Source organism: Sorangium sp. So ce363 (genome assembly GCF_051520435.1).
Classification (GTDB): domain Bacteria; phylum Myxococcota_A; class Polyangia; order Polyangiales; family Polyangiaceae; genus Sorangium; species Sorangium cellulosum_B.
The window spans coordinates 8,614,649-8,635,494 of record NZ_CP150333.1; the positions used below are offsets into that span (position 1 = coordinate 8,614,649).

Below are 20,846 nucleotides of genomic sequence, written 5' to 3' on the forward strand. Positions count from 1 at the left end.
GCGGGGCGCTAGACCTTGGCCCGACCCGGCCCGTCCCCCGCCCTCGGCGCGCGCGTGATCTCGGCCGCCCGGCCGGCGACCCGGAGCGCGGCGCCCTGGACGGCGTGTTTGTATTTGACGTAGCCGAGCGCGAGCAGCCCTGTCCCGCGCGGATCCTCGACCTGGCTCGTGACGGTGCCGACGGCCGCGCCGTCGGGCAGCGCGATCTCCGCGCCCGCGGGCACGCCGCCCTCCCCCTCCACGGCGAGCTGCACGAGCCGCTTCTTGGCGTGGCCGCGCGCCTGGAGCATGAACACCGTCTCCTGCCCCAGGTAGCACCCCTTGTTGAACGACACGGCGCGCTCCTCGATCGAGGCCTCCTGCGGGAAGTTCTGGTCGTCGAAGTCGACCCCGAACCGCGGGACGTTGTTCTCGACCCGGAGCACCTCCCACGCCGCCGCCGTCACCGGCAGGACCGCGCGGGCCTCGCCCTCGGCGAGGAGCGCCTCGACGACGGCGCCCTCGGCCTGCCGGGGCGCCACGAGCAGCGCGCCCCCGAGGCCGGTCCAGTCGACGATCGCGGCCTCGGCGCCGGCCGCGCGCCCTGCCGCCGCGAGCTCGGCGGACCGCGGGCCGTGGACGAACGCCCAGGCGTGCTCGCCGGAGGCGTCCTGGACCTCGGCGTCCTCCATGATGAGGTAGCGCTCGAAGATCTCCCGGAGCTGCTCGACGCGCTCCCGCAGCGCGCCGACGTAGATGCGATCGGCCGCGATCACGATCCACACCTCGGCGAAGATCCTCCCGGTCTTCCCCACGTTGAGCCCGTACGCGCCGCCCGCGGGAGGCGCGGCCTTCGCCCCGGCAGGCAGCGGCTGCTGCGGCGCGAGATCGCAGGTGACCAGGCCGTTCAACCAGGTCTGCCGGTCCGAGCCGGTGACGATCAGCGTCCCGAGCTCGGGCATGGCCTGCACGAGCGCCCCTTCGCGAAGCGCGCGCCGCCGCTCTTCCAGTCCGTGAGCGTTGCTCATCGAGGCTGGATCGTGGAGGAGGGAGCCCGCGCCGTCGAGGGGCGGCCCGAACTTTCAGCGCTCAGGGATCGACCTCGGCGACGAGCGCCGGGAACTGAGCCGACTTGTGGACGCCCGGCGGGACGATCGCCGCGTCGACGTGGCCGACGAGGCGGCGGAGCGCGTCGACGTCGGCCGAGAGCACCTCGGCGACGACGGTGAGCGCCCTCGGGAGCGACGCGACGGCCTCGATCACCGCGTCCGCCGACGCGCACCGGACAAGGACCACGCGCGCGCCGACCTTCGCGGCGGCCTCGGCCCCCTCCTTGCTCTCCGCCAGCGCGAGCGGGAGCATACGCATCGTCCTCGCCCCCTTCGCGAGGCGGTCCCAGTCGTCGAGCGGCAGCGTCGCGTCGATGCAGACCCCGTCCGCCCCGTGGTAGCGCGCCGCGAGGGCGCCGTCGCGATCGCTCACCCGCGACAGGCAGAGCGACGGCACCGTCCTCGTCGCCAGCGCGGCCCCCTGCATGGCGGGCCCCGCCTCGGCGAACGCGAGCGCGGAGATGTTGAGCTCATGCAGCCGCGCCGCATCCTCCGCGGGCGCCTCCGAGCCGACGAGCCCGACAAGAGCCATGTTCTTCCTGCGGGTGGAGATCACCTGGAGAAGATCGCGTGTGGACGGGACGATCGATCCTGCATCGAAATCCTGCATGGGGAGGGCGGGTAGACGAGACGAACGCGCGGGTCAAGCGAGGGATCGCTCTGGGTCCTCGAGCGCGGGTCGGGAATCCGTGGCTGGAACGTCGTGCACGCGCATCCACACGGCGGTCTGATCGCCCTCGTAGCAGACGCTGCCTTCGTGACGGAACTCGAACGAATAGCGGATCATGTGCCGCTTGACGCCGAGCCGGGAGCGCGTCGCCACGCACGTCGCCTCGATGGGCGCGCCCGGCTGGACCAGCTTGCGAAAGACCACCCGGTGAATGTTGGTGCCATAACCGATCCAGCCCTCGCGGTGGCGCAACCCGAGCAGGTGGTAGGCGTGCACGAAGCCGAGCATCCCCGTCGCGTGCACCATGATGGCGCCGGCGACGTGGCGCGGGTGCAGCAGCGGATGCGCCCGCTGCGCGTCGACGAGCGGCATCGGCCTGTCGGTCGGCATACGACAGCGCACGAGGCCCTTCTCGGCGTCCACCTCGAGGAGCTCGTCGAAGAAGAGCACCGAGGGGTCGTAAGGGAGGTCCGCGAGGAACTCGGCATCGAACGGACCGAGCTTCACAGGAAGGGGCGCGCCGCTCGCCGCGCCGGGTGCAGGGGTCGTCATCGGTTGGCTCTGGGATCCCGAATCCCCCCGGGCCGGCTCCTAGCAGCGGCCGATCGCGTGGGCAACGCCGACCAGCGGCGCGCGCCGCGAGGCGCTGGGCCGGCGGGCTCGGCGAAGCCTGCCGGCGGGCTCAGCGCGGCGCGCGCGGCGCGGGGACGATCGCCCCCTGGGCCGCGCGGCGCGCGTGCGCGTGCGTCATCGGGCGCGGGCGACGCCCGCGCGCACAGACGTCCTTATTTGACGCGTTGCCCGACGTCGCGTAATCCACTCGGCCATGTCAGGCAGTCGTGGACCTCGCGGGCCTGCGGCGCTCGCGCTCAGCGGGTCGCTCCTGGGACTCGCGTTCAGCGCCTCATCGACGTTCGATTACATCCGGCACCTCGACCGGCAGGTCCACGACCTGCACTGCAGCTTCGTCCCGGGGCTCGGCGCGCAGGCGGGCGCCGACACCGCGTGCCGCGTGGCCATGTACAGCCCCTACTCCGCGCTGTTCCGCGAGAGCTTCTGGGGCGGTATCCCCATCTCGCTGTTCGCCCTGGGGGCGTTCGCGTTCTTCGCGGCGTTCGCGCTCTATGTGCTGCTCTCGGCCCAGCACGCGCCGCGGCGCGCGGCGCACTTCCTGTTCGTCGCGGGCCTCACGCCGCTCGCCGTGTCGCTCCTGATGGCGACCATCTCGGCGATGCGCCTCGGGGTGTTCTGCAAGACGTGCGTCGGCATGTACATCTCGTCGGCGCTGCTCGCGGCCGGCGGCGTCTGGGCGTTCCTCGAGGACCGCAGGGCGGCCCGCGCCGCGGCCTGGTCCAGCGCGGCGCCGCGCGCCTCCTCGTCGGCAGGCGCGGCCGGGGTGGGGCCCACCGTCCCCGGGGCGCCCCTCGGGGTCGACGGGCCGGGCGGCGCCGCCGCAGCGCCCGCCGGCCCCCCGCGCCGCGTGGGCTCGCTGCTGCTCCTGCCGGGGTGGCTCGTCGCGCTCGCCGTGTGCACGGTGACGCCGGCGCTGCTCTACGCGAGCGCGCTGCCGAGCTACGCGAGCTACATGACCGGCTGCGGCAAGCTGGAGAAGCCGACCGAGCCCAACGGCGCGCTGCTCCACGTGACGCGCCCGGGCGCGGTGCAGCCGGCGACCCTCTTCGTCGACCCGCTCTGCCCGACCTGCAAGGCGTTCCACCAGCGGCTCGTGTCCGAGGGGGTGTTCGACAAGCTCGACGCGACGCTGGTGCTCTTCCCGCTGGACAGCGAGTGCAACTGGATGCTCGACCGGCCGGTGCACCCGGGCTCGTGCCTCCTCTCGAAGGCCATCCTGTGCAGCGATCACCGGGCGATGGATGTGCTCGAGTGGGCCTACGAGAACCAGGAGACGCTGCTCGAGGGCGCGAAGGCGGGCGCGGGCACCGCCAACGTGCAGGCGGCGATCCGGCAGCGCTGGCCAGGGCTCGACGCATGCATGGACTCGAAGGAGACGGCGCTGCGGCTGAACCGTATGCTCCGCTACATCGTGGACAACAAGCTCCCTGTCTCGACGCCACAGATGTTCCTGGGCACGACGCGGCTCTGCGACGAAGATACGGACATCGGGATGTCGTATGCGATAAGGCAGCTCGCGCCGGCGCTCCGGACGAAGTGAGGTGTTCATGAGAGGCGCAGGGATCATCGGGATCGTGGCCGGGTGCGCGCTTCTGGTCGCGTCCGGGGTGACGGTGCACAGCGAGGTGCAGGCCGCGTCGCAGCGCCTGAAGACGGGTGTGGCCGCGGCGGTGAAGCCGGCCGTGGCCATCGCCAACGACGCCGAGGCGCCGTATTGCACGCCCGCGTTCAAGACGGTGCTGCAGCGGGTGCTCAACGCGTGCGGCCTGGTCGGGGCGGAGGCGCGGCGCGGCTGCCAGCCGGCCGACGTGAAGACGCTCGCGTCGATCAGCGACGACGACTTCAACGCGCTCTTCACGCCGCTGAAGCAGCGCGGCGGGGTCGTGATGTTCGACGACGGCTCGGAGAAGCTCGACGACGACGGGAAGAAGATGCTCGAGGAGATGTGGCTCGACCGGCGGGGCGCCCGCTATTTCTTCATCGTCGCTCGCGCGTCGAAGACGGGGACGCCGGAGTTCAACCGGACGCTGTCGCACAAGCGCGCGAACAGCGCGTTCTTCGACATCTCCGACAAGTTCAAGGAGCAGGACCTGGACAAGAAGGTCGGGATGCTGTGGCTCGGGAACGAGTTCGCGCAGCTCGGCGCGGAATACTGCCAATGGAACGTCTCGCGCAAGAACAAGGCATGTGCGGCGGAGGCCATCAACCGGAGCGCGTTCGTCTCGTGGGTGGACTGTCAGCTGTGAGCTCCGCGAGGAGGAGCGGCGCCCTCCGGGGCGCCTTCGTGGCCCTCGCCGTGGCCGCGGGGCTCGCGGGCGGGTGCGACGCGGACAGGAAGGCCGACCTGCCGCCGCCCCCGACGCCCGGCCAGGGGCGGAGCAACGCGGTGACGGCGCCGGGGGCCGCGGCGCCCGCGAGCGCCAAGGCGCCGGCGAGCGCCACGGCGGAGGCGGCGCCGGCCGCGCCGCGGCTCCTGTGCGCGGGGCAGTCTCCGCGGCCTGCGCCCTCGTCGGGCGGGCTCACGGCGGTCGCCGCCGGCGGCGCGGAGAAGCTGCCGGCGAACATCGGGTTCGGCGTCGGCAAATGGGTGTGGGTGAACTTCTGGGCGGCGTGGTGCAAGCCGTGCCTGGAGGAGATGCCGCGGCTGCTCGGGTGGCAGCAGAAGCTGCGGGCGGCCGGCGTGCTCGTCGACCTGGCGTTCGTCTCGATCGACGACGACGAGCGGCAGCTGTCGCGGTTCCTGGAGGCGCAGCCGGGCACGGGGGTGCGCGCCTCGTACTGGCTGCCCGACGGGCCCCAGCGGGCCGGGTGGCTGCGGGCGCTCGGCGTGAAGGAGACGACCGAGCTGCCGATCCACGCGATCGCGGCGCCGAGCGGGCAGGTGACGTGCGTGATCCAGGGCGCCGTCGAGGACAGCGACTATCCGACGATCGCGGCGCTCCTGGGGGCGAAGAAGCAGTAGGCGGGGGCGCTCTTCGAGGCGCGCCGTCGCAAAGCGGCGCTCGGCTTGAGTGGTGGTCGCGGTCGAACCTATCGTCGACGGAGCGCCCTCGTGAAAACCTCCCTGCTGAGACGCCGGTTCGCCTTTCTCTTTCGTCTGTCCTCGCTGGTCGCGTCGACGGCGCTCCTCTTCGCGAGCTGCAACGGCAGCAACGGCAGCGCCCCGCAGCTAGGGTCGGGCGATCCCTGCGAGAGCGCGCAGGACTGCGCTGACGGCGTCCCCTGTACGGTCGATCGCTGCGTCGGCGGCCGGTGCGCGTCGGAGGCGGACGACACCCGCTGTCCGGGCGGGCGCTGTGATCCGGCGAAGGGCGCCTGCGTCACCGACAGGCCGTGCGCGACGACGCTCGACTGCGTGGACACGGATCCGTGCACCCAGGAAGAGCGCTGTGACGAGTCGTTCCGGCAGTGCGTCTTCGATGGGCTGGACGGCGACAACGACGACGAGCTGCCCACGATCTGCGGCGGCACGGACTGCGACGACGACGATCCGCGGAACGCCTCCGCGCTCGACGAGTGGTGCGACGGCGCCGACAACAACTGCAATGGCGCGGTCGACGACGGCGAGGGCAGCGCCCTCTGCGGCGCCGAGAACGCAAGCTGCGTGAAGGGGCGCTGCGAGTGCCCGGCCGGGCAGGGCTACTGCCCGCTGGAGGTCTCCTCGGGGTTTCACTGCATCGATGTGCAGTCCGACCCGAAGAACTGCGGCGCCTGCGGGCGGTCGTGCCCCGCGGGCACGACCTGCGAGGGCGGGCAGTGCACGTGCCCGGGGGGCCTCGCGCTGTGCGGGTCCGCGTGCGCGGACCTCTCCACGGACCGGAACCACTGCGGCGCCTGCGGCGCCGCCTGTGACGACGAGGAGAACTGCACCGACGGCGAGTGCGCGCCGTGCGGCAGGCTCGATGAGCCTTGCTGCGGTGGCGTGCGCTGCGAGGACGATTTCACCGAGTGCGGGCAGAGCGGCACGTGCGTCGCGAAGGCGTGCTCGGAGCCGTTCGAAGCGTTGCCGGCCACGCACCTGCCGCGGTGCACGGCCGAGACGCGGGCGTGCGTCGAGACGTGCGAGGGGGACGGGTGCATTCCCGATTGCCTCGAAGCGGACACCACACCCCCCGGCTCGCTCGCCGGCCAGTCCTTCAACTGCCGCGACTGCATCGACCACCAGATGGAGGCCTGCGGGGCGCAGACGATGTGCCGGACGATCCAGGCGGCGACGTACTGCTGCATTGAGGAGCGCTGCGGCGGGACGTTCGACAGCAGGTGCGAGTCCCGCTGCTCGGTGGAGTTGGACGAGTACCAGAGCTGCCTCACCTCGATGGGTTGCGTCTACATCCTAGAGGCGGAGCAGCCGCTCTCCTGCTTCCCCTGAGGCGCCCTCGTGCGCGAGCAGCCACCGCTTCCGCTCGATGCCGCCCGCGTAGCCCGTGAGGTCTCCGCCAGCCCCGACGACCCGGTGGCACGGGATCACCAGACAGACCGGGTTCCGGCCGTTCGCCAGGCCCACCGCGCGGGACGCCGACGGCTGCCCGAGGGACGCCGCGACCTCGCCGTAGGAGCGCGTCGCGCCGGGAGGAATGCGCTGGACCTCCGCCCAGACGCGGCGCTGGAACGGCGTGCCGCCGGGCTCGACCGGGATGCCTGAGAGCGCGCCGAGATCGCCGCGCCAGTAGGCCCTCAGTCGGCCGGACAGGCCGTAAGGATCCGCGGCGCTGCGCAGCGTGACCGCGCCGTAGCGCGCCTCCAGCAACGTGCGAAGGCGGGGCGCGCAGTCCGAGAAATCGAGCCCGTGGACCGCGCCGCCGCCGGCCGCGAGGAGCATGACCCCGACCGGCGACTCGACCTCATCCAGCAAGAGATCCATTCGACACCTCCCTCTCCGCGGGCCGCGCGCCCTGCGCGTCCGCCGTCCACAACAGCACCGCGGCGTAGGCGCGCCACGGGCGCCACGCCTCCGCCATCGCCGCGAGATCCGCGCCGGAGACGCCGCCGAGCGCGCGCCGCAGGCCGAGATCCGTGGCCGGGAACGCGTCCGGCTCGCGCAGCGCGCGCATCGCGATGTAGTGCGCGGTCCACGCGCCGACGCCCGGGACCGCGCAGAGCGCGCGCACCGTCTCCTCCAGGCCGCGCGAGGCGTCGAGCGCGACCTCGCCGGAGGCCACGCGCGCCGCGAGCGCGGTGATCGTCGCGGCGCGCGCGCGCGGCAGGCCGAGGTCCGCCAGATCGGCCGCGGCGAGCGCCTCGGGCGCCGGGAAGACGAAGCGGAGCCCCTCGGCGCCCTCGGGCAGGCCGCCGCGGACCGCGAGCGGCTCGCCGTGCCGCTCGACAAGGCGGCCCGCGAGCTGCGTCGCGGCGCGGACGCTCACCTGCTGGCCCAGGATCGCCCGCACCGCGAGCTCGAAGCCGTCCCACGCGCCCGGCACGCGGACGCCCGGCATCGCCAGGACCCGCGGGGCGAGCCGCGGATCGGCCCCGAGGTGCGCGGCGATCGCGTCGGGATCGGCGCCGAGGTCGAAGAGCCGCCGCAGCCGCTCCGCGCAGTGGATGAGCCCCTCGGTGCCGGGCAGCCGCAGCCGCGCGAGGAGGTACGGCTCGCCGGGCGCCGGGCGCACCTCGACGACGCCGTGGCCGCCGGCGACGCGCACCGTGCGGCGGTACGCGCCGGGGCCCGCCGACTCCACGCCGGGGATCGCGCGCGCCCCGAGGAAGCCCGCGAGCGCGCCCCAGTCGAGCGGCGGCCGGAACGGGAGGCGGAGCGCGATGTCCGGCGCGCCGCCCGCCCCGCCCCCACCCTCCCCTCCCCCGCCCCGCTTCGACACGGCCTTTCGCAGCTCGCGCGGCGAGCGGTCGTAGGCGGCGCGGATCGCGTCGTTGAAGCGGCGGACGCTGGAGAAGCCCGACGAGAGCGCCACCTCGGTCATGGAGAGCGCTGTCTCGTCGAGGAGCTTCTTCGCGAAGAGCAGGCGCCGCGTCTGCGCCACCGCGAGCGGGGAGGCGCCGACGTGCCGCAGGAAGAGCCGCCTCAGGTGGCGCTCGCCCACGCCGAGCCGCGCCGCGAGCGCCGGGGCGTCCGCGTCGTCGAGCGCGCCCTCCGCGATGAGCCGGAGCGCCCGCGAGACGAGGGCGGACGTGCCCAGCCACGCGGGCGTCCCGGGCGAGGCCTCGGGGCGGCAGCGCAGGCACGGGCGGTAGCCGGCCTCCTGCGCGGCGGCCGCCGAGGGGAAGAACACGCAGCGCTCCCGCTTCGGCGTGCGCGCGGGGCAGATGGGGCGGCAGTAGATGCCCGTCGAGCGCACGCCCGTGAAGAAGCGACCGTCGAAGCGACGGTCGCGGGTCTCGAGCGCGCGGTAGCACGCGTCCTCGTCGATCCGCATGCAGGGCGTCGTAGCGCGGGTGCCGCCGCGGCTCTGGCGCTTTTCGGACCTGTGAGGGCGGACGGGTCCCGCCGCCCCCGACCGCCCCGCCCCGACAGGCCGCTTCGGCGCGGGACGCCCGCCGAGCGCGCCGGCCCTGGCGGTCGCCGCGGAATGGTACGCTCGGCGCGGCATGAAGAGCGTGTTCGACACCCTTGCCGCCATGGGGCACGAGCAGGTGCTGTTCTGCGCGGACGAGCCCGCGGGCTACCGCGCGATCATCGCGATCCACAGCACCGCGCTGGGCCCGGCGCTCGGCGGGACGCGGCTCCTCGGGTACGCGAACGACGAGGAGGCGCTGGTGGACGCGCTGCGCCTGTCGCGCGGGATGACCTACAAGAACGCGCTCGCCGGGATGGACGTCGGCGGCGGCAAGGCGGTCGTCCTCCGCGGCGGCGCGGGGCCGCTCGACCGGGAGCGGCTGTTCCGCGCGCACGGGCGCTTCATCGAGCGCCTCGGCGGCAGGTTCATCACGGGCGAGGACGTGGGCACCACCCCCGCGGACATGGAGCTCATCCGGCGCGAGACACGCCACGTGAAGGGCCTCGCCGGCGAGGGTGGCGACCCGTCGCCGTGGACCGCGCGGGGCGTGCTCCGCGCGATCCAGGCCGGGGCCCGCCACCGGTGGGGCAGCGACGAGCTCGCGGGCCGGACCGTCGCGCTCCAGGGCTGCGGCAGCGTCGGCGCCCGGCTCGCGGCGGAGCTCCACCGGCTGGGCGCGCGGCTGCTCGTCGCGGACGTCGACCCGGATCGCGCCCGCCACGTCGCCGCCGAGCTCGGCGCCACGATCGTGCCGCCGGACGCGATCGCCTCGGCCCCGGCCGACATCTTCGCCCCGTGCGCGCTCGGCGGCGTCCTCGACGACCGCGCCGTGCAGGATCTGCGGGCCGAGATCGTCGCGGGCGCGGCCAACAACCAGCTCCTCGAGCCGCGCCACGGCGACGCGCTCGCCGCCCGCGGCGTCCTCTACGTCCCCGATGTCGTGGCCAACGCAGGCGGCGTGCTGAGCGGCGGCGCGGATCTCTTCGGCTGGTCCCGCGCCGAGGTCCACCGGCGCGTCCAGGCGATCTACGACACGGTCCTCAGGGTCCTCGAGATCGCGGCGAGCGACGGCGTTTCGCCGCAGCTCGCCGCCGAGCGGCTGGCCGAGGCGCGCCTGCGGCAGCGCGCCGCCGCCGGGTGATCGCTAGAGCGGTTCCCCCCCGCCGCTGGTACGAGCGTCGCAGAGCGCCGGCTCGGTGGCCGGGCCGTTCTTCAGCGCCTTCACCGACTCGACCATCAGCGACACAGCGAGCCCGATCAGCGCGAGCCCCACGACGCCGTTCATCGTCGTCGCGTTCAGCGCGAGCCCCTCGGTCCGCACGGCGGCGAACGCGGTCCGCACCTGGAGGATGAGGGCCCACACCGTGATCGTCATGACGAACACCATCGGGATCGCCGTGTACCAGATGCGCCGCTTCTCGCGGTGCAGCCAGACGGTGACCGCGAGGAGCGTCAGCGCCGCGAGCAGCTGGTTGCTCGTGCCGAACAGCGTCCAGAAGTCGAGGTACGCGGGCCGCACGCCGGGCGCGGGCGGGCGCGCGGTCATGATGAACAGCGTGGGCGGCGCCAGCGAGATCGCGGTCGCGGCCGCGGACACCACGCGCCCCTTCCAGTTGAAGAGCTCCTGGAGGATGTAGCGGCTGAGGCGCGTCGAGACGTCGAGCGTGTCGAACACGAAGGTGGAGAACGCCATGGCGCCGAACGTCGCGGCGAACAGGAAGTGCTCCTTGCCGATGATGACGGTGAGGAACTTGCCGATCCCGTCGCCGTAGATCTTGCCCGGCCCGGGCAGCTTCGTCCCCTGCGCCACGATGACGAGCGTCGCGAGCGCGATCAGCGCGACGAACGCCTCGGCCAGCATCGCGCCGTAGCCCACCGGGTGGGTGTGCGTCTCCTTCGAGATCTGCTTCGACGTCGTCCCCGAGCAGACGAGCCCGTGGAAGCCGGAGCATGCGCCGCAGGCGATGGTGACGAACAGGAACGGGAAGAGCATGCCGGTCGCGCCGCCGGTGTTGAACGTGGTGAACGCGGGCTGCCGCAGCTCGAACTCCCCGGGGTAACGGAGGTTTCCAAAGAAGATGCCGATCACGCCGACCGCGAGCGCGATGTAGAGGACGAACCCGCCCAGGTAGCCGCGCGGCTGGAGGAGCAGCCAGACCGGCAGGAGCGAGGCGATGAGGCAGTAGACGAGGATGATGAGGCCGAACGCGCGCTGCGGGTTGTCGAGCGGCAGGACGAACGCTGTCGAGATCTTCGTGCCGAGCCAGACGACGCCGAGCGTCGCGGGCACGAAGAGGAGCGTGGTGAGCCAGAGCGGCGGCTTGAGGTACCGCTCGACCACGCCCATGACGATGGAGAGGCCGAGGTAGGCGGCGCTCGCCGCGGCGACGGCGCCGCCGGGGTTGAACTGGAACGCGCCGCCCTCGAACTCCTCGGTCTTGCCGACGAAGGTGCTCGCCGTGATGTCCGTGAAGGCGACGATCACGTAGGACAGCGCGAGCCAGATGAAGATCATCATCGACAGCCAGGCGCGCCGGCCGATGTGCCGCTTCGCGATCTCGGCGACGCTCTCCGCCTCGTGGCGGACGCTCGCGATGAGCGCGGAGAAGTCGTGCACCGCGCCGATGAACACGACGCCGATGGCGATCCAGAGGATGCACGGGAGCCACCCGAACGCCTGGCCGGCGAGGATGGGGCCGGCGATCGGCCCGGCGGCGGCGATGGCGCTGAAGTGCTGCCCGAAGAGGTAGAACGGCTTCGTGGGGACGTAGTCCTCACCGTCGTTCACCTTCACCGCGGGCGTCACGGCGCCGTCGTCGAGCGCGTAGTTGCGCGCGACGATCCGCCCGTAGAAGCGGTAGCCAAGGCACAGCACGACGATGACGGTCAGGGCGAGCAGCGGCAGCACGCGGCGGAGTATAAGGCCATCCGCGGGCGACGGTGATCCGGCAAACGAAGGGGAAGGGCGGCGGTGGGTCGCCGGACGGGCGCAGGCCCCCGCCCATGCCCCGCGAAGGCCGCGAGCAAGAGGGCTCGGCCGCACCGGCGGCGCCTCGGGGCTCCGGGTCGATGCAAGGCTCTACGACGCCAGAGAGCCCGATGGTGCCGTCCGGAGGAGCCCCCTCGGAGACGCGCGGCCCTCAGACGCTGGCGTTCAGCGTGTCCCAGTAGCTGTGCAGCCCGCGGAGGTTGTTCCCGCCGTCGACGAACACCGTATCGCCGGTGATCCAGCGCGACTCCTCGCTGCAGAGGAACGAGACAACGGGCGCCACGTCGGTCGTCTCCCCGATCCGCCCGAGCGGCGTGCGCTCGAGGAACCTCTGGGCGCTGAGCCCCGCCGTGAGCCCGAAGTCGTCGACGAGCGGGGTCCGGATGAGCCCCGGCGCCACCACGTTCACCCGGATGCCGTGGCGGCCGAGCTCGGACGCGGCCACCTTGGTGAGCTGCGCGAGGGCCGCCTTGGAGGCGCAGTAATGCGACAGGCCGTCGGTCGCCAGCACCTGGTTGATGGAGCTGATGTTGACGAAGGCGCCCGGCTGTTTCGCGGCGATGAGGCCGCGGGCAACCGCCTTCATGAAGAGGAAGGGGCCCTTCAGGTTGGTGCCGAGGACGCTGTCGAAATCCTCCTCCGGCAGGTCCGTCAGGAGCGCGAGCGTGGCGATCCCCGCGTTGTTCACGAGGATCCCCGGCAATCCGAACGCCGACGTCGCCGCCTCGACGGCGCGCGACACGTCTTCGGCGCGGGACGCGTCGCCCAGGAAGGGCAGCGCGCGCGCCGGGCCGTCGGCCGCGCGGTTCAGCTCCTCGGCCGCCGCCTCGACCTTCGCCGCCGTCCGGCCGAAGAGCAGCACGTTGCTGCCGCGACTCATGAGGTCTTTCGCGATCTCGAGACCGATCCCCTGACCACCCCCGGTAACAATTGCGCTCTTGGAAATAAGCTTCATCTCGACCTCCGTGACTGCGGAAAGCAGATCCAACGTCCTTGATTGCCCAGAGGAACTTCGGCCGGCCGAGCGCCGATCTCGCTCAGGCCGTCAGCATCATCGGCGCGCGCACCTTCGCGGCGATCTCCTCGCCCCGGAGCCGCGCGACGAGCGCGAGCGCGAACGCCATCGCGGTGCCCGGCCCCTGGCTCGTGACGAGCAGCCCGTCCTCGACGACCGGGCTCGCGAGGAGCTCGCCGTGCGCCGACACCACGTCGTTCACGGACGGGTGGCACGCCATCCTGCGGCCCTGGAAGAGCCCGTGCGCCGCGAGCGCGATCGGCGCGGCGCAGATCGCCGCGACGACCCGGCCCGCCTGCGCCTGCGCATGAAGGCGCTCCCCGACGGCCGGCGAGCTGGCGAGCCGGTCGGCCCCGCCCTTGCCGCCCGGGAGGACCACCACGTCGAAGTCGCCCGTCACCGCCGAGAGATCAGCGTCCGGCACGAGGCGCACGCCTCGGCTGCAGCGCACCGGGCCCGGGCCATCGAGCCCGGCGAGGACGACCTCGACCTCGGCGCGGCGCAGGACATCGACGATGATCGTCGTTTCCATCTCCTCGGCTCCCTCGGCAAGGATCACGAGCGCTCGCGGCGTCTTCATCGGCGTCGGCATGGGGCCGCGGGCCGCCGGATGCAAGCCGGACGCAAGCCGGACGCAGACCAAGTACAAACCGAGCGCGCTGCGCGGACGCAGGCTGAGCGAGCGCATGCAAGCAGGTGCGAGCCGATGCAAGCGCGCGCGAGCTTGCGGTGGCGGGCGGCGCGGAAGCCCCTTTGCCTGGGCACGGCGACGCGCTAGGAGCGGGGCATGGCGGAGCCGTCCGACGATCCGTTTGGCCTCTCGGGGCAGACCATCGAGGGGAAGTACCGCGTCGCCGCCGTCATCGGCGACGGCGGGTTCGGCGTCGTCTACCGGGGGATGCACGAGGGCTTCGGCGAGCTCATCGCGATCAAGTGCCTGAAGCTGCCGGCCTCGCTCGACGCCGCGGAGCGCGACGCGCTGCTCGAGACGCTGCGGGGCGAGGGGCGGATCCTGCACCGGCTGTCGCGGGCCACCTCGGGCATCGTGCAGGCGCTCGACGTCGGCGCGTTCACCACCCAGGCCGGCGTGTGGGTGCCCTACCTGGTGCTGGAGTGGCTGGAGGGCCAGACGCTCGGGCAATACCTCCGGGAGCGGCGCGAGCGGGGCGAGGCCGGCATGTCGATCGCCGAGGCGATCCAGCTGCTCACCCCGGCCGCGCGCGCGCTCGCCGTCGCGCACGCGCACAAGGTCGCGCACCGGGACGTGAAGCCGGCGAACCTGTTCCTCACCCACGTCGGCGGGGCGCGGACGCTGAAGGTGCTCGATTTCGGCATCGCCAAGGTGCTGTCCGACCACCCGACGTTCACCGAGGCGCTCGCCGCGACCCGGCAGGGGCCGAGCGCGTTCACGCCGCGCTACGGCGCGCCCGAGCAGTTCAACAAGGCCCGCGGCGCGACGGGCCCGTGGACCGACGTGTTCGCGCTCGGGCTCATCTTCGTCGAGCTCGTGAGCGGCAGGCGCGCGCTCGAGGGGGACGACCCCACGCAGCTCTACGTCGCCTCCGCCGATCCGGCGGTGCGCCCGACGCTGCGCGCGCGCGGGCTCCCGGACGCGCCCGAGGCGATCGAGCGCGTGCTCGACAAGGCGCTCGCGATCGAGCCCAAGCACCGCTTCACGAGCGCAGGCGAGTTCTGGGACGCGCTCTCGGCCGCGGCGCACGGCGAGCGCGCGGGGTCCTTCGCGGGTCGCGGCGGCCCCTCCGCGGAGCACGCGGCGGGGCAGTCGACCGCGGAGTACGCGGCCGCGCAGGGGCTCGGCGTGGCCGTCGGGCCGAGCGAGCCGACGATGCTCGCCGACGCGCACGCGCCCGCCCCGGCGCGGCCTGCCGTCGTCAAGGTGAGCCACGGCGCGAGCGGGTCACAGGCCGCCGGCGCGAGCGGGCTGCCGGCCGCCGGCGCGACGGGCGGCGCGGCGCCTCGGGCGAGAGACGGGGGCGGCGCGCTGGCGACGGGGGGCTCCAGGACCGCGCAGGTCGAGGACTCCATGATCGAGACGGTCGCGCCCGCCAGCCCCCCTGCGGCCGGCGCGGCCCCGCATCCCGGCGCGGCCCCGCACCCCGGCGCGGCCCCGCACCCCCAGGCCGCGGCGGGCGGACCGCCGCACGCCGCGCCGCCGGTCGCAGCGCCGCCGCAGCGCCGCAGCGCCGCGCGCGCAGCGCTTCCCTGGTTCGTGGCGGCGCTCGTGCTCGGCGGCGCCGGCGCCACGGCGTATGTCCTGACGCGGGCGCCCGACAAGAAGCCGGCGAAGGCGCCGGCCGCGCGCGCCACCGCGGCGTCGTCCGCCGGGCGCGCCGCGAAGACCGCGGCGGGCGTGCCGGCGCCCGCCAGCGCCGCGCCGACCGCGAGCGCCTCGGGCGCGGCGCCTTCCGCCGAGCCCGCCGCGCCCGCGGCGCCGCCGGCGGACATGGTCTTCATCGGGCCCATCTCGACCACGATCGGCGCCGCGGGCGAGGCGCGCCAGGTGACGCTCACCCGCGGGTTCTACATCGATCGCAACGAGGTGACCGTCCGCGCCTACCGGGCCTGCATGCAGCAGCGCATGTGCTCCACGGCGGATCACGTCTCGCTGACGCCCGAGCTCCTGCCCGGCGCGCAGGCGCCGGCTGCGCCCGAGGAGCAGCGGGAGGTCGAGCTCTGGACGCGGCGCTGCAACGAGCCCCGCAACGCGACAGGGCACCCGATCAACTGCGTCGACTATTCCCAGGCCGAGAGCTACTGCCGCTTCCGGGGCCGGCGGCTGCCCACCGAGGCGGAGTGGGAGGTCGCCGCGCGCGGCGCTGCCGGCCGGGCGTTCGTCTGGGGCGACGAGGCGCCGGCCTGCGAGCGCGCCTGCTACGATCGCAACGAGGGCTGCCTCGCGCGCGGCGCCGACGTCTCGACCTGCGCGTCCGGCGCCCACCCGAGCGATCGCACCCCGGAGGGCGTCTACGATCTCGCCGGCAACGTGTCCGAGTGGGTCTCGGACGGCCTCGTCTTCCCGCCGCCCGGCGGCGAGAACCCGCAGGGCGACCCGTCCTTCCCGCTCAAGGTCGTGCGCGGCGGCAGCTTCCTGGACGGCCCCGAGAAGCTCTCCGCCACGTACCGTACCGCCGCAGCGCCGGTCACCGCGCACGCATGGATCGGCTTCCGCTGCGCCATGGATGCGCCGGCGCAGGAGGGCGCCGCCGCGCAGCCGCCCGCCCCCGAGCAGCAGGCTGCGCCGGCCGAGCAGGGAGCGGCGGCGCCCTGAGCTCAAGCGCTGAGCCCCTCGTCCTCCCGCGCCGTGCCCGGATCCGGTGCCCCGCGTCCACGGATCATCGAGCCGGCGGGCCCGGGCGGGCCGTTTCGCGCGATTCCTGAGTGTTTTCTCTGGATCAGGCCCGAGCTTGCGCGCGCGTGCCGCGGCGCCGGACGGGGGAACACATGCAGCCTGCCGCGAACGAGCTCCGCCACCTTGTTCGGCGGGACGGCCTCGAGGTCGGCGTACGTGGCGCGGCGCTGCTTCTCGGCGGGCTGGCCCATGGGCGAAGCCTGCCCGGGGCGGGGCGGCGGGGCGGCGGGGCGGCGGGGCAAGGCAGGGCAACGTGGTGCGCGGCGAAGCGAAGTGGCGAAACCGCGCCGCGGCATGGTGCGCACCGGCGCGTGTCGCCGCGGCGCGGCGTGAGCCCGCAGCATCACCTCACGTCGTCAGTCCTTGAAGTCGATCGACATGTGGTCCCCGCCCAGCAGCTCACAGGACGATGAACTTGTCGTCTGTGTACACGAGGACGAAGCGCGTGTCCGCCGGCGCGCCGCTGGCATCGAAGCAGGCGACGTTGACGTTCGCGTTCGTCTCGTTGCCGGACCAGCCGACGACCTTGCAGTACTCCGGTCCGGTGCCGTACGCCGTGATCTGCACGTTCGAGCCCGACGCCGACATGCCGGGCAGGCTGACGGAGTAGCGGCCTGCGGACGTGCGCCCCGCGGTGATGTCGGTCTCCACCTCGCCCAGGTCCCCCGCGATGTAGCCTTCCTGATAGGAGAGGCTCGGCGTGTACGCCGCCGCCGTGGCGTTGTTCGCCCAGGCGTAGCTGTAGGAGAGCCCGCCGTTCACCTGCCTCGAGCGCGCGAAGTTGAGGGTGAACTGGCTATCTGACGGGGCGCCCGAGCTGTCGAAGCAGCGCACGCGGACCACCGCGTCGTCTCCGGACTGCCCCCAGCTGCCGACCTTGCAGTGATCGCTGCCCGGGCCGTAGGCCGTCACCTCGACCGTCGCGCCGCCCGCGGTCTGCCCCGGCAGGGTTACAGCATAGTAGCCCACCCCCTCGCGCGCGATCGTGTTGTTCACGCCGCTCGAGTTGAACTGGTACGTCGCGGCGGGCGTGTACGCCGACGCCGTCGGGTTGTTCGCCCAGACGTACGCCTCGTCCGAGGATCCGGTGCCCGACTTGTGGACATATGCGACGCTGAACTGGGTGTCGACCGGCGCGCCGCCGGCGGTGAAGCAGTTGACATGAACATCCACGTCATCGCCGCTCCTGACCCAGGAATTGACCTTGCAGCGCTCGGCGCCCGCGCCGTAGGCGGTGACCTGGACATGACCGCCCGGCGCCGCGCCCACGTCCGGAAACCGCACGCGATATTGGCCCGCGCCGAGCTGCGTTACGGTGTTGTTCACGCCCTGCCCAGATGCGTCTCCGGAGGAGTTCCGCGAGTAGCTCGAGCTCGCGGTGAACGAGCCCGTCGCCTGGTGCGCCCACGCATACGCCCACGCATGGGACACGAACGCTTGCTGGGCGTCGCCCACCTCGCCCTCCTCGGCCTCGTACGCCACGGCGCAACCTGCGCCCGTGATGCCGACGACAAGCGATCCCAGCAGCAGTGCCTTGCTCCTCATGACATGCTTCCTTTCCACGAGTTCGATGTTGGATGACGGTCATCGCTGCCCCGGCGCGACCGCGACAAGGCGATTGCAACGCGCATACCGCGCGCGGCCACCCGGCGCGTCCAGCGATGGCTCTGCCTCCTGTTCCGGGGGCGAGACGTCGGATCGGGCGCGATCAGGCCGTGATCGCGACACGCCGGCCGCGACCAGCGAGCGGGTTGCCGCGCGTCGCCGTCACGCGCTCATGACACCCTCGCTGTCACGCTCCCATGACGGGCGTCATCTCCGCGTGTCAGCGCGAGGGGGGGCCAGCGAGGAGCGCGCCGCTCAGGGGATCTCCAGGCGATCGCCGGGCGCCGGGCTCACGATCGCGCCGTTGGGTGAGCGACCTGGAACGTCGGTCGACTCGCCGAGCGCGGTGAGAAGCGGGCGATGGGGTCAGTCCACAAGCTCGGCGTCGGCGAGGTCGTCCGCGCCGGTGACGTGCACGCCGTCGAACGTGACGAGAGTGCCTAGCTCGCCCGCGCCGGGCGCGAGGGCGAACCGGACGGTCCATTCTCTGCCGCTGAAGAACGTGAGCTCCGGACCCCAGCCCACCCAGTCCGCCGCGCCCCCGGCATCCCCCACGGAGACGGCGGCGGCTCGCAGGTGCGGCTCGACGTCCGCGCAGACGGCGTCGATGAAGTCGACGTCGAATGAGCCCCACGCCCCGTCCTCGATGAGGCTCACCGCGATGTCGGGGAGCCGGCGCAGTCGGCCGGTGTAGCAGCGGCTCCCCGCCGGCACATCCACCTCCTCGAGCGCCTCGACGGCTCCCCGCAGACCGAGGCGGCGGGCGGCTTCCGAGATGTCCGTCATCGACCTGAGCCCAGGCCAATGGACCGGTTCACGAGCGTCCGCGAGCGTCGGCCGAGCCCACCCCCGGTCCCCGCGGCGACCGATCCGCTGCGCACGCCGCCGAGGCGGGCCCTTCGGGACGCCGGCCGTCGAGGTCCTTTCGGCAGCTTCGTTGCCATCTCGGAGTCAGCGCTTGATCTGGGCGTCAGGCCAGAGCCCGAGGATCTCTTGCAACTGCTGATCGGGACCGAACTCCTCCCAGACGATCCCATTGCAATCCCGCGTGTCGGAGAAGGCGCTGGCGGCGTCGTCCTCCCAGCCCAGATGACGCAACGCCGGAGCTTCGCCGGCGGGGATCTGACGGATGGAGAAGTTCACCGTGTCGGTGCGCCAGAGCGCGTACTGGTCAGGCACGATCACGTGCGGCTGGGCCGCCAGGCGCTGCGTGTAATCCGCAATGGAATCCGTCAGCGAACGCACGCCCAGAGCAATGTGAATTCTTCGCATCTACGATCCTTCGCGCAGCGACAATTCGATGAGATACACCATGATGGAGCGCTGCGCAAAGACCGATACCATGGGTGAGGCAAGGGCACCAGCCCCTGCGTGCAAGCCTGGCGGACGCGGACCATGTCGTTGATGCGGTGCCAGATCAGGCCGCGATCCCGTGTGCGGTACAGTCCGCCGAACAAGGGACGATGGCTTCCGGGCGCTCGCGCGCGAGCACGAGCGCCCGTGGTGGCAGAGCGCCGGGCGCGGCAGCGCCTCAGGGCCGGTGGCCGCTGAGGTCGAAGACCGCCTCCGAGTAGAACTCGAAGGAGCCCGACATCGTGGTCTCCTCGAATGTCGTCCCGCGGAGCTCGTAGGTCACGGTGAGCGGCACGGCGGAGCAGAGCGGGGCGGAGAGGTAGTTGAAGCGATCATCGCGGTAGTTCGCGGGCCGGTCCATCACGAGGAGCGCCTCCGTCTCGAGGGTGCCGACGGTCGACCCGCGCTCGGCGACCATCACCAGCGGCCCCAGCGTCTCGAAGCGGAAGTGGGCGGAGTGGTCGCCGCTGTTGTAGTCGGTCTTCTCGATGATGAGGAAGCCCTCCGGCACCATGTGATAGCGGATCGTCGAGCCCTCGACCTCGACCCAGCCGAGGCTCATCCGACCCAGGGAGGTGCTCCCGGCGCCGCCATCCCACGCGCTGCCGTCGCTCAGCTGGTACTCCGCGTGGATGCCCATGATCGGCATCGACGTCCCCGAGGCGCCCCCGCCGTAGTACCGGCCGAAGCTCGCCCTATCGATGGTCTCGGGGCTCGGAGGGCTGGCAGGGTTCGGCCAGCTCGTGTCGTGGTCGGGATCGACGACCCCGACGGCCAGGCATGCCCCGCCGCGCTCGTCGATGCCCAGGTCGCAGGCGTCGCCGATTCGATTGCCGTTCATGTCGAGCTGGTCCGGGTTCACGTCGAACGGGCAGTTGTCCTCCAGGTTGGCCACACCGTCGCCGTCGTCATCCTCGTCGCACGCGTCCCCGAAGGCATCGCCGTCGAAGTCCGCCAGGTCCGCGTTCGCCACGTGGGGGCAGTTGTCCAGCGTGTTGGACACCCCGTCGCCGTCGACGTCGTCGTCACAGGCGTCGCCCCTGCCGTCTCCATCCGTGTCGGCCTGGTCCGCGTTGGAGACCCACAGGCAGCTGTCCGACGCATCCACGGCGCCGTCGTCGTCGTCATCGTCGTCGCAGGCGTCGCCGTACAGGTCAAGGTCGAAGTCCGCCTGGTCGGCGTTGCCGACCGCGACGCAGTTGTCGACCGCGTTGGGCACGCCGTCGTCGTCGAGGTCGTCATCGCAGGCGTCGCCGAGCCCGTCCCGATCGACGTCGCTCTGGCCGTGGTTCGGGGCCTCGGGGCAGTTGTCGATGTCGTCGTCGTATCCGTCGCCGTCGCGGTCCGTGTCGCTCGGGTCGGGCGCGCCGCCGCCGCTGCCGCCATCTCCGTCATCGTCGCTGCCGCCCTGAGCACCGGCACCGCCGCTGCCGCCGGCTCCGCCGTCACCGCCGCCGTCGCTCCCGCCCTGCACGGGGCCGATGCACGCCGCGAGCGAAGAGCACAGCAGCACACACGTCGCGATGTGGTTCCAACGCATCATCCATCTCCTCAAGCCATGCCTGGATTCAAGGACTCGATGGCAGCCGCATGAGATCCGCCACGAGGACGAGCTGGCTCCGGTATTCGCTGACATCCGGGCCGTCACCGTGGTCGCTGGTGCAGGCGGCG

Annotated in this window: 18 protein-coding genes; 6 read left to right on the plus strand and 12 right to left on the minus strand. The window is 72.8% G+C overall.

Annotated elements, in window-relative coordinates:
- Positions 1-8: 8 nt before the first annotated feature.
- From ygfZ to WMF12_RS32365, 3 genes are all read right to left on the minus strand, one after another.
- Positions 9-1,007 carry a CAF17-like 4Fe-4S cluster assembly/insertion protein YgfZ gene (gene ygfZ / locus WMF12_RS32355; RefSeq protein ID WP_437851590.1) on the minus strand — a complete coding sequence of 333 codons (999 nt, stop codon included), beginning with the start codon at positions 1,005-1,007 and terminating at the stop codon, positions 9-11.
- A 61-nt stretch (positions 1,008-1,068) separates the two neighbouring features.
- Complete coding sequence (locus WMF12_RS32360) at positions 1,069-1,698, minus strand: hypothetical protein (protein ID WP_437740505.1); 630 nt, start codon at positions 1,696-1,698, stop codon at positions 1,069-1,071.
- Positions 1,699-1,731: 33 nt separating this feature from the next.
- Complete coding sequence (locus tag WMF12_RS32365; RefSeq protein WP_437851592.1) at positions 1,732-2,310, minus strand: hypothetical protein; 579 nt, start codon at positions 2,308-2,310, stop codon at positions 1,732-1,734.
- A gap of 274 nt (positions 2,311-2,584) precedes the next feature.
- Between WMF12_RS32365 and WMF12_RS32370 the strand changes: the two genes are divergently transcribed.
- The 4 genes from WMF12_RS32370 (at position 2,585) to WMF12_RS32385 (ending at position 6,760) form a co-directional block, all read left to right on the plus strand.
- On the plus strand, positions 2,585-3,931 hold the full coding sequence (locus WMF12_RS32370; RefSeq protein WP_437851594.1) for a vitamin K epoxide reductase family protein: 1,347 nt from the start codon (positions 2,585-2,587) through the stop codon (positions 3,929-3,931).
- Between the two features lie 7 nt (positions 3,932-3,938).
- Positions 3,939-4,637, plus strand: a complete 699-nt coding sequence (locus WMF12_RS32375; RefSeq protein WP_437740508.1) for a hypothetical protein — start codon at positions 3,939-3,941, stop codon at positions 4,635-4,637.
- On the plus strand, positions 4,634-5,353 hold the full coding sequence (locus WMF12_RS32380) for a TlpA family protein disulfide reductase (RefSeq protein ID WP_437851596.1): 720 nt from the start codon (positions 4,634-4,636) through the stop codon (positions 5,351-5,353). The genes WMF12_RS32375 and WMF12_RS32380 overlap by 4 nt, the downstream gene beginning before the upstream one ends.
- Positions 5,354-5,443: 90 nt before the next feature.
- Positions 5,444-6,760 carry a hypothetical protein gene (locus WMF12_RS32385; RefSeq protein WP_437851598.1) on the plus strand — a complete coding sequence of 439 codons (1,317 nt, stop codon included), beginning with the start codon at positions 5,444-5,446 and terminating at the stop codon, positions 6,758-6,760.
- Here WMF12_RS32385 and WMF12_RS32390 read toward each other — a convergent pair.
- Both WMF12_RS32390 and WMF12_RS32395 read right to left on the minus strand, forming a co-directional pair.
- Positions 6,725-7,252: a methylated-DNA--[protein]-cysteine S-methyltransferase gene (locus tag WMF12_RS32390; RefSeq protein ID WP_437851600.1), complete on the minus strand. Its 528-nt coding sequence runs from the start codon at positions 7,250-7,252 to the stop codon at positions 6,725-6,727. The two genes, WMF12_RS32385 and WMF12_RS32390, sit on opposite strands and share 36 nt — an antisense overlap.
- Entirely contained in the window at positions 7,233-8,762 is a 1,530-nt protein-coding gene (locus WMF12_RS32395; RefSeq protein ID WP_437851602.1) for an AlkA N-terminal domain-containing protein, read from the minus strand. Before WMF12_RS32395 ends, WMF12_RS32390 begins: the two co-directional genes overlap by 20 nt.
- A gap of 172 nt (positions 8,763-8,934) precedes the next feature.
- Between WMF12_RS32395 and WMF12_RS32400 the strand changes: the two genes are divergently transcribed.
- Entirely contained in the window at positions 8,935-9,984 is a 1,050-nt protein-coding gene (locus WMF12_RS32400; RefSeq protein ID WP_437851604.1) for a Glu/Leu/Phe/Val dehydrogenase dimerization domain-containing protein, read from the plus strand.
- A gap of 3 nt (positions 9,985-9,987) precedes the next feature.
- Here WMF12_RS32400 and WMF12_RS32405 read toward each other — a convergent pair whose 3' ends face one another.
- From WMF12_RS32405 to WMF12_RS32415, 3 genes are all read right to left on the minus strand, one after another.
- Complete coding sequence (locus WMF12_RS32405) at positions 9,988-11,751, minus strand: carbon starvation CstA family protein (protein ID WP_437851606.1); 1,764 nt, start codon at positions 11,749-11,751, stop codon at positions 9,988-9,990.
- 232 nt (positions 11,752-11,983) lie between these two features.
- Positions 11,984-12,787 carry an SDR family NAD(P)-dependent oxidoreductase gene (locus WMF12_RS32410; RefSeq protein WP_437851608.1) on the minus strand — a complete coding sequence of 268 codons (804 nt, stop codon included), beginning with the start codon at positions 12,785-12,787 and terminating at the stop codon, positions 11,984-11,986.
- A gap of 82 nt (positions 12,788-12,869) precedes the next feature.
- Positions 12,870-13,427, minus strand: a complete 558-nt coding sequence (locus WMF12_RS32415) for a DJ-1 family glyoxalase III (RefSeq protein ID WP_437543413.1) — start codon at positions 13,425-13,427, stop codon at positions 12,870-12,872.
- A gap of 207 nt (positions 13,428-13,634) precedes the next feature.
- Between WMF12_RS32415 and WMF12_RS32420 the strand changes: the two genes are divergently transcribed.
- Positions 13,635-16,136: an SUMF1/EgtB/PvdO family nonheme iron enzyme gene (locus tag WMF12_RS32420; RefSeq protein WP_437851610.1), complete on the plus strand. Its 2,502-nt coding sequence runs from the start codon at positions 13,635-13,637 to the stop codon at positions 16,134-16,136.
- Positions 16,137-16,616: 480 nt separating this feature from the next.
- Here WMF12_RS32420 and WMF12_RS32425 read toward each other — a convergent pair whose 3' ends face one another.
- The 4 genes from WMF12_RS32425 to WMF12_RS32440 form a co-directional block, all read right to left on the minus strand.
- Positions 16,617-17,762 carry a hypothetical protein gene (locus WMF12_RS32425; RefSeq protein ID WP_437851613.1) on the minus strand — a complete coding sequence of 382 codons (1,146 nt, stop codon included), beginning with the start codon at positions 17,760-17,762 and terminating at the stop codon, positions 16,617-16,619.
- A 426-nt stretch (positions 17,763-18,188) separates the two neighbouring features.
- Positions 18,189-18,608, minus strand: coding sequence for a hypothetical protein (locus WMF12_RS32430; RefSeq protein WP_437851615.1), 420 nt, complete (start codon positions 18,606-18,608; stop codon positions 18,189-18,191).
- 165 nt (positions 18,609-18,773) lie between these two features.
- Positions 18,774-19,094, minus strand: coding sequence for a hypothetical protein (locus WMF12_RS32435; protein ID WP_437851616.1), 321 nt, complete (start codon positions 19,092-19,094; stop codon positions 18,774-18,776).
- A 259-nt stretch (positions 19,095-19,353) separates the two neighbouring features.
- Positions 19,354-20,715, minus strand: a complete 1,362-nt coding sequence (locus WMF12_RS32440) for a thrombospondin type 3 repeat-containing protein (protein ID WP_437851618.1) — start codon at positions 20,713-20,715, stop codon at positions 19,354-19,356.
- Positions 20,716-20,846: the final 131 nt, after the last annotated feature.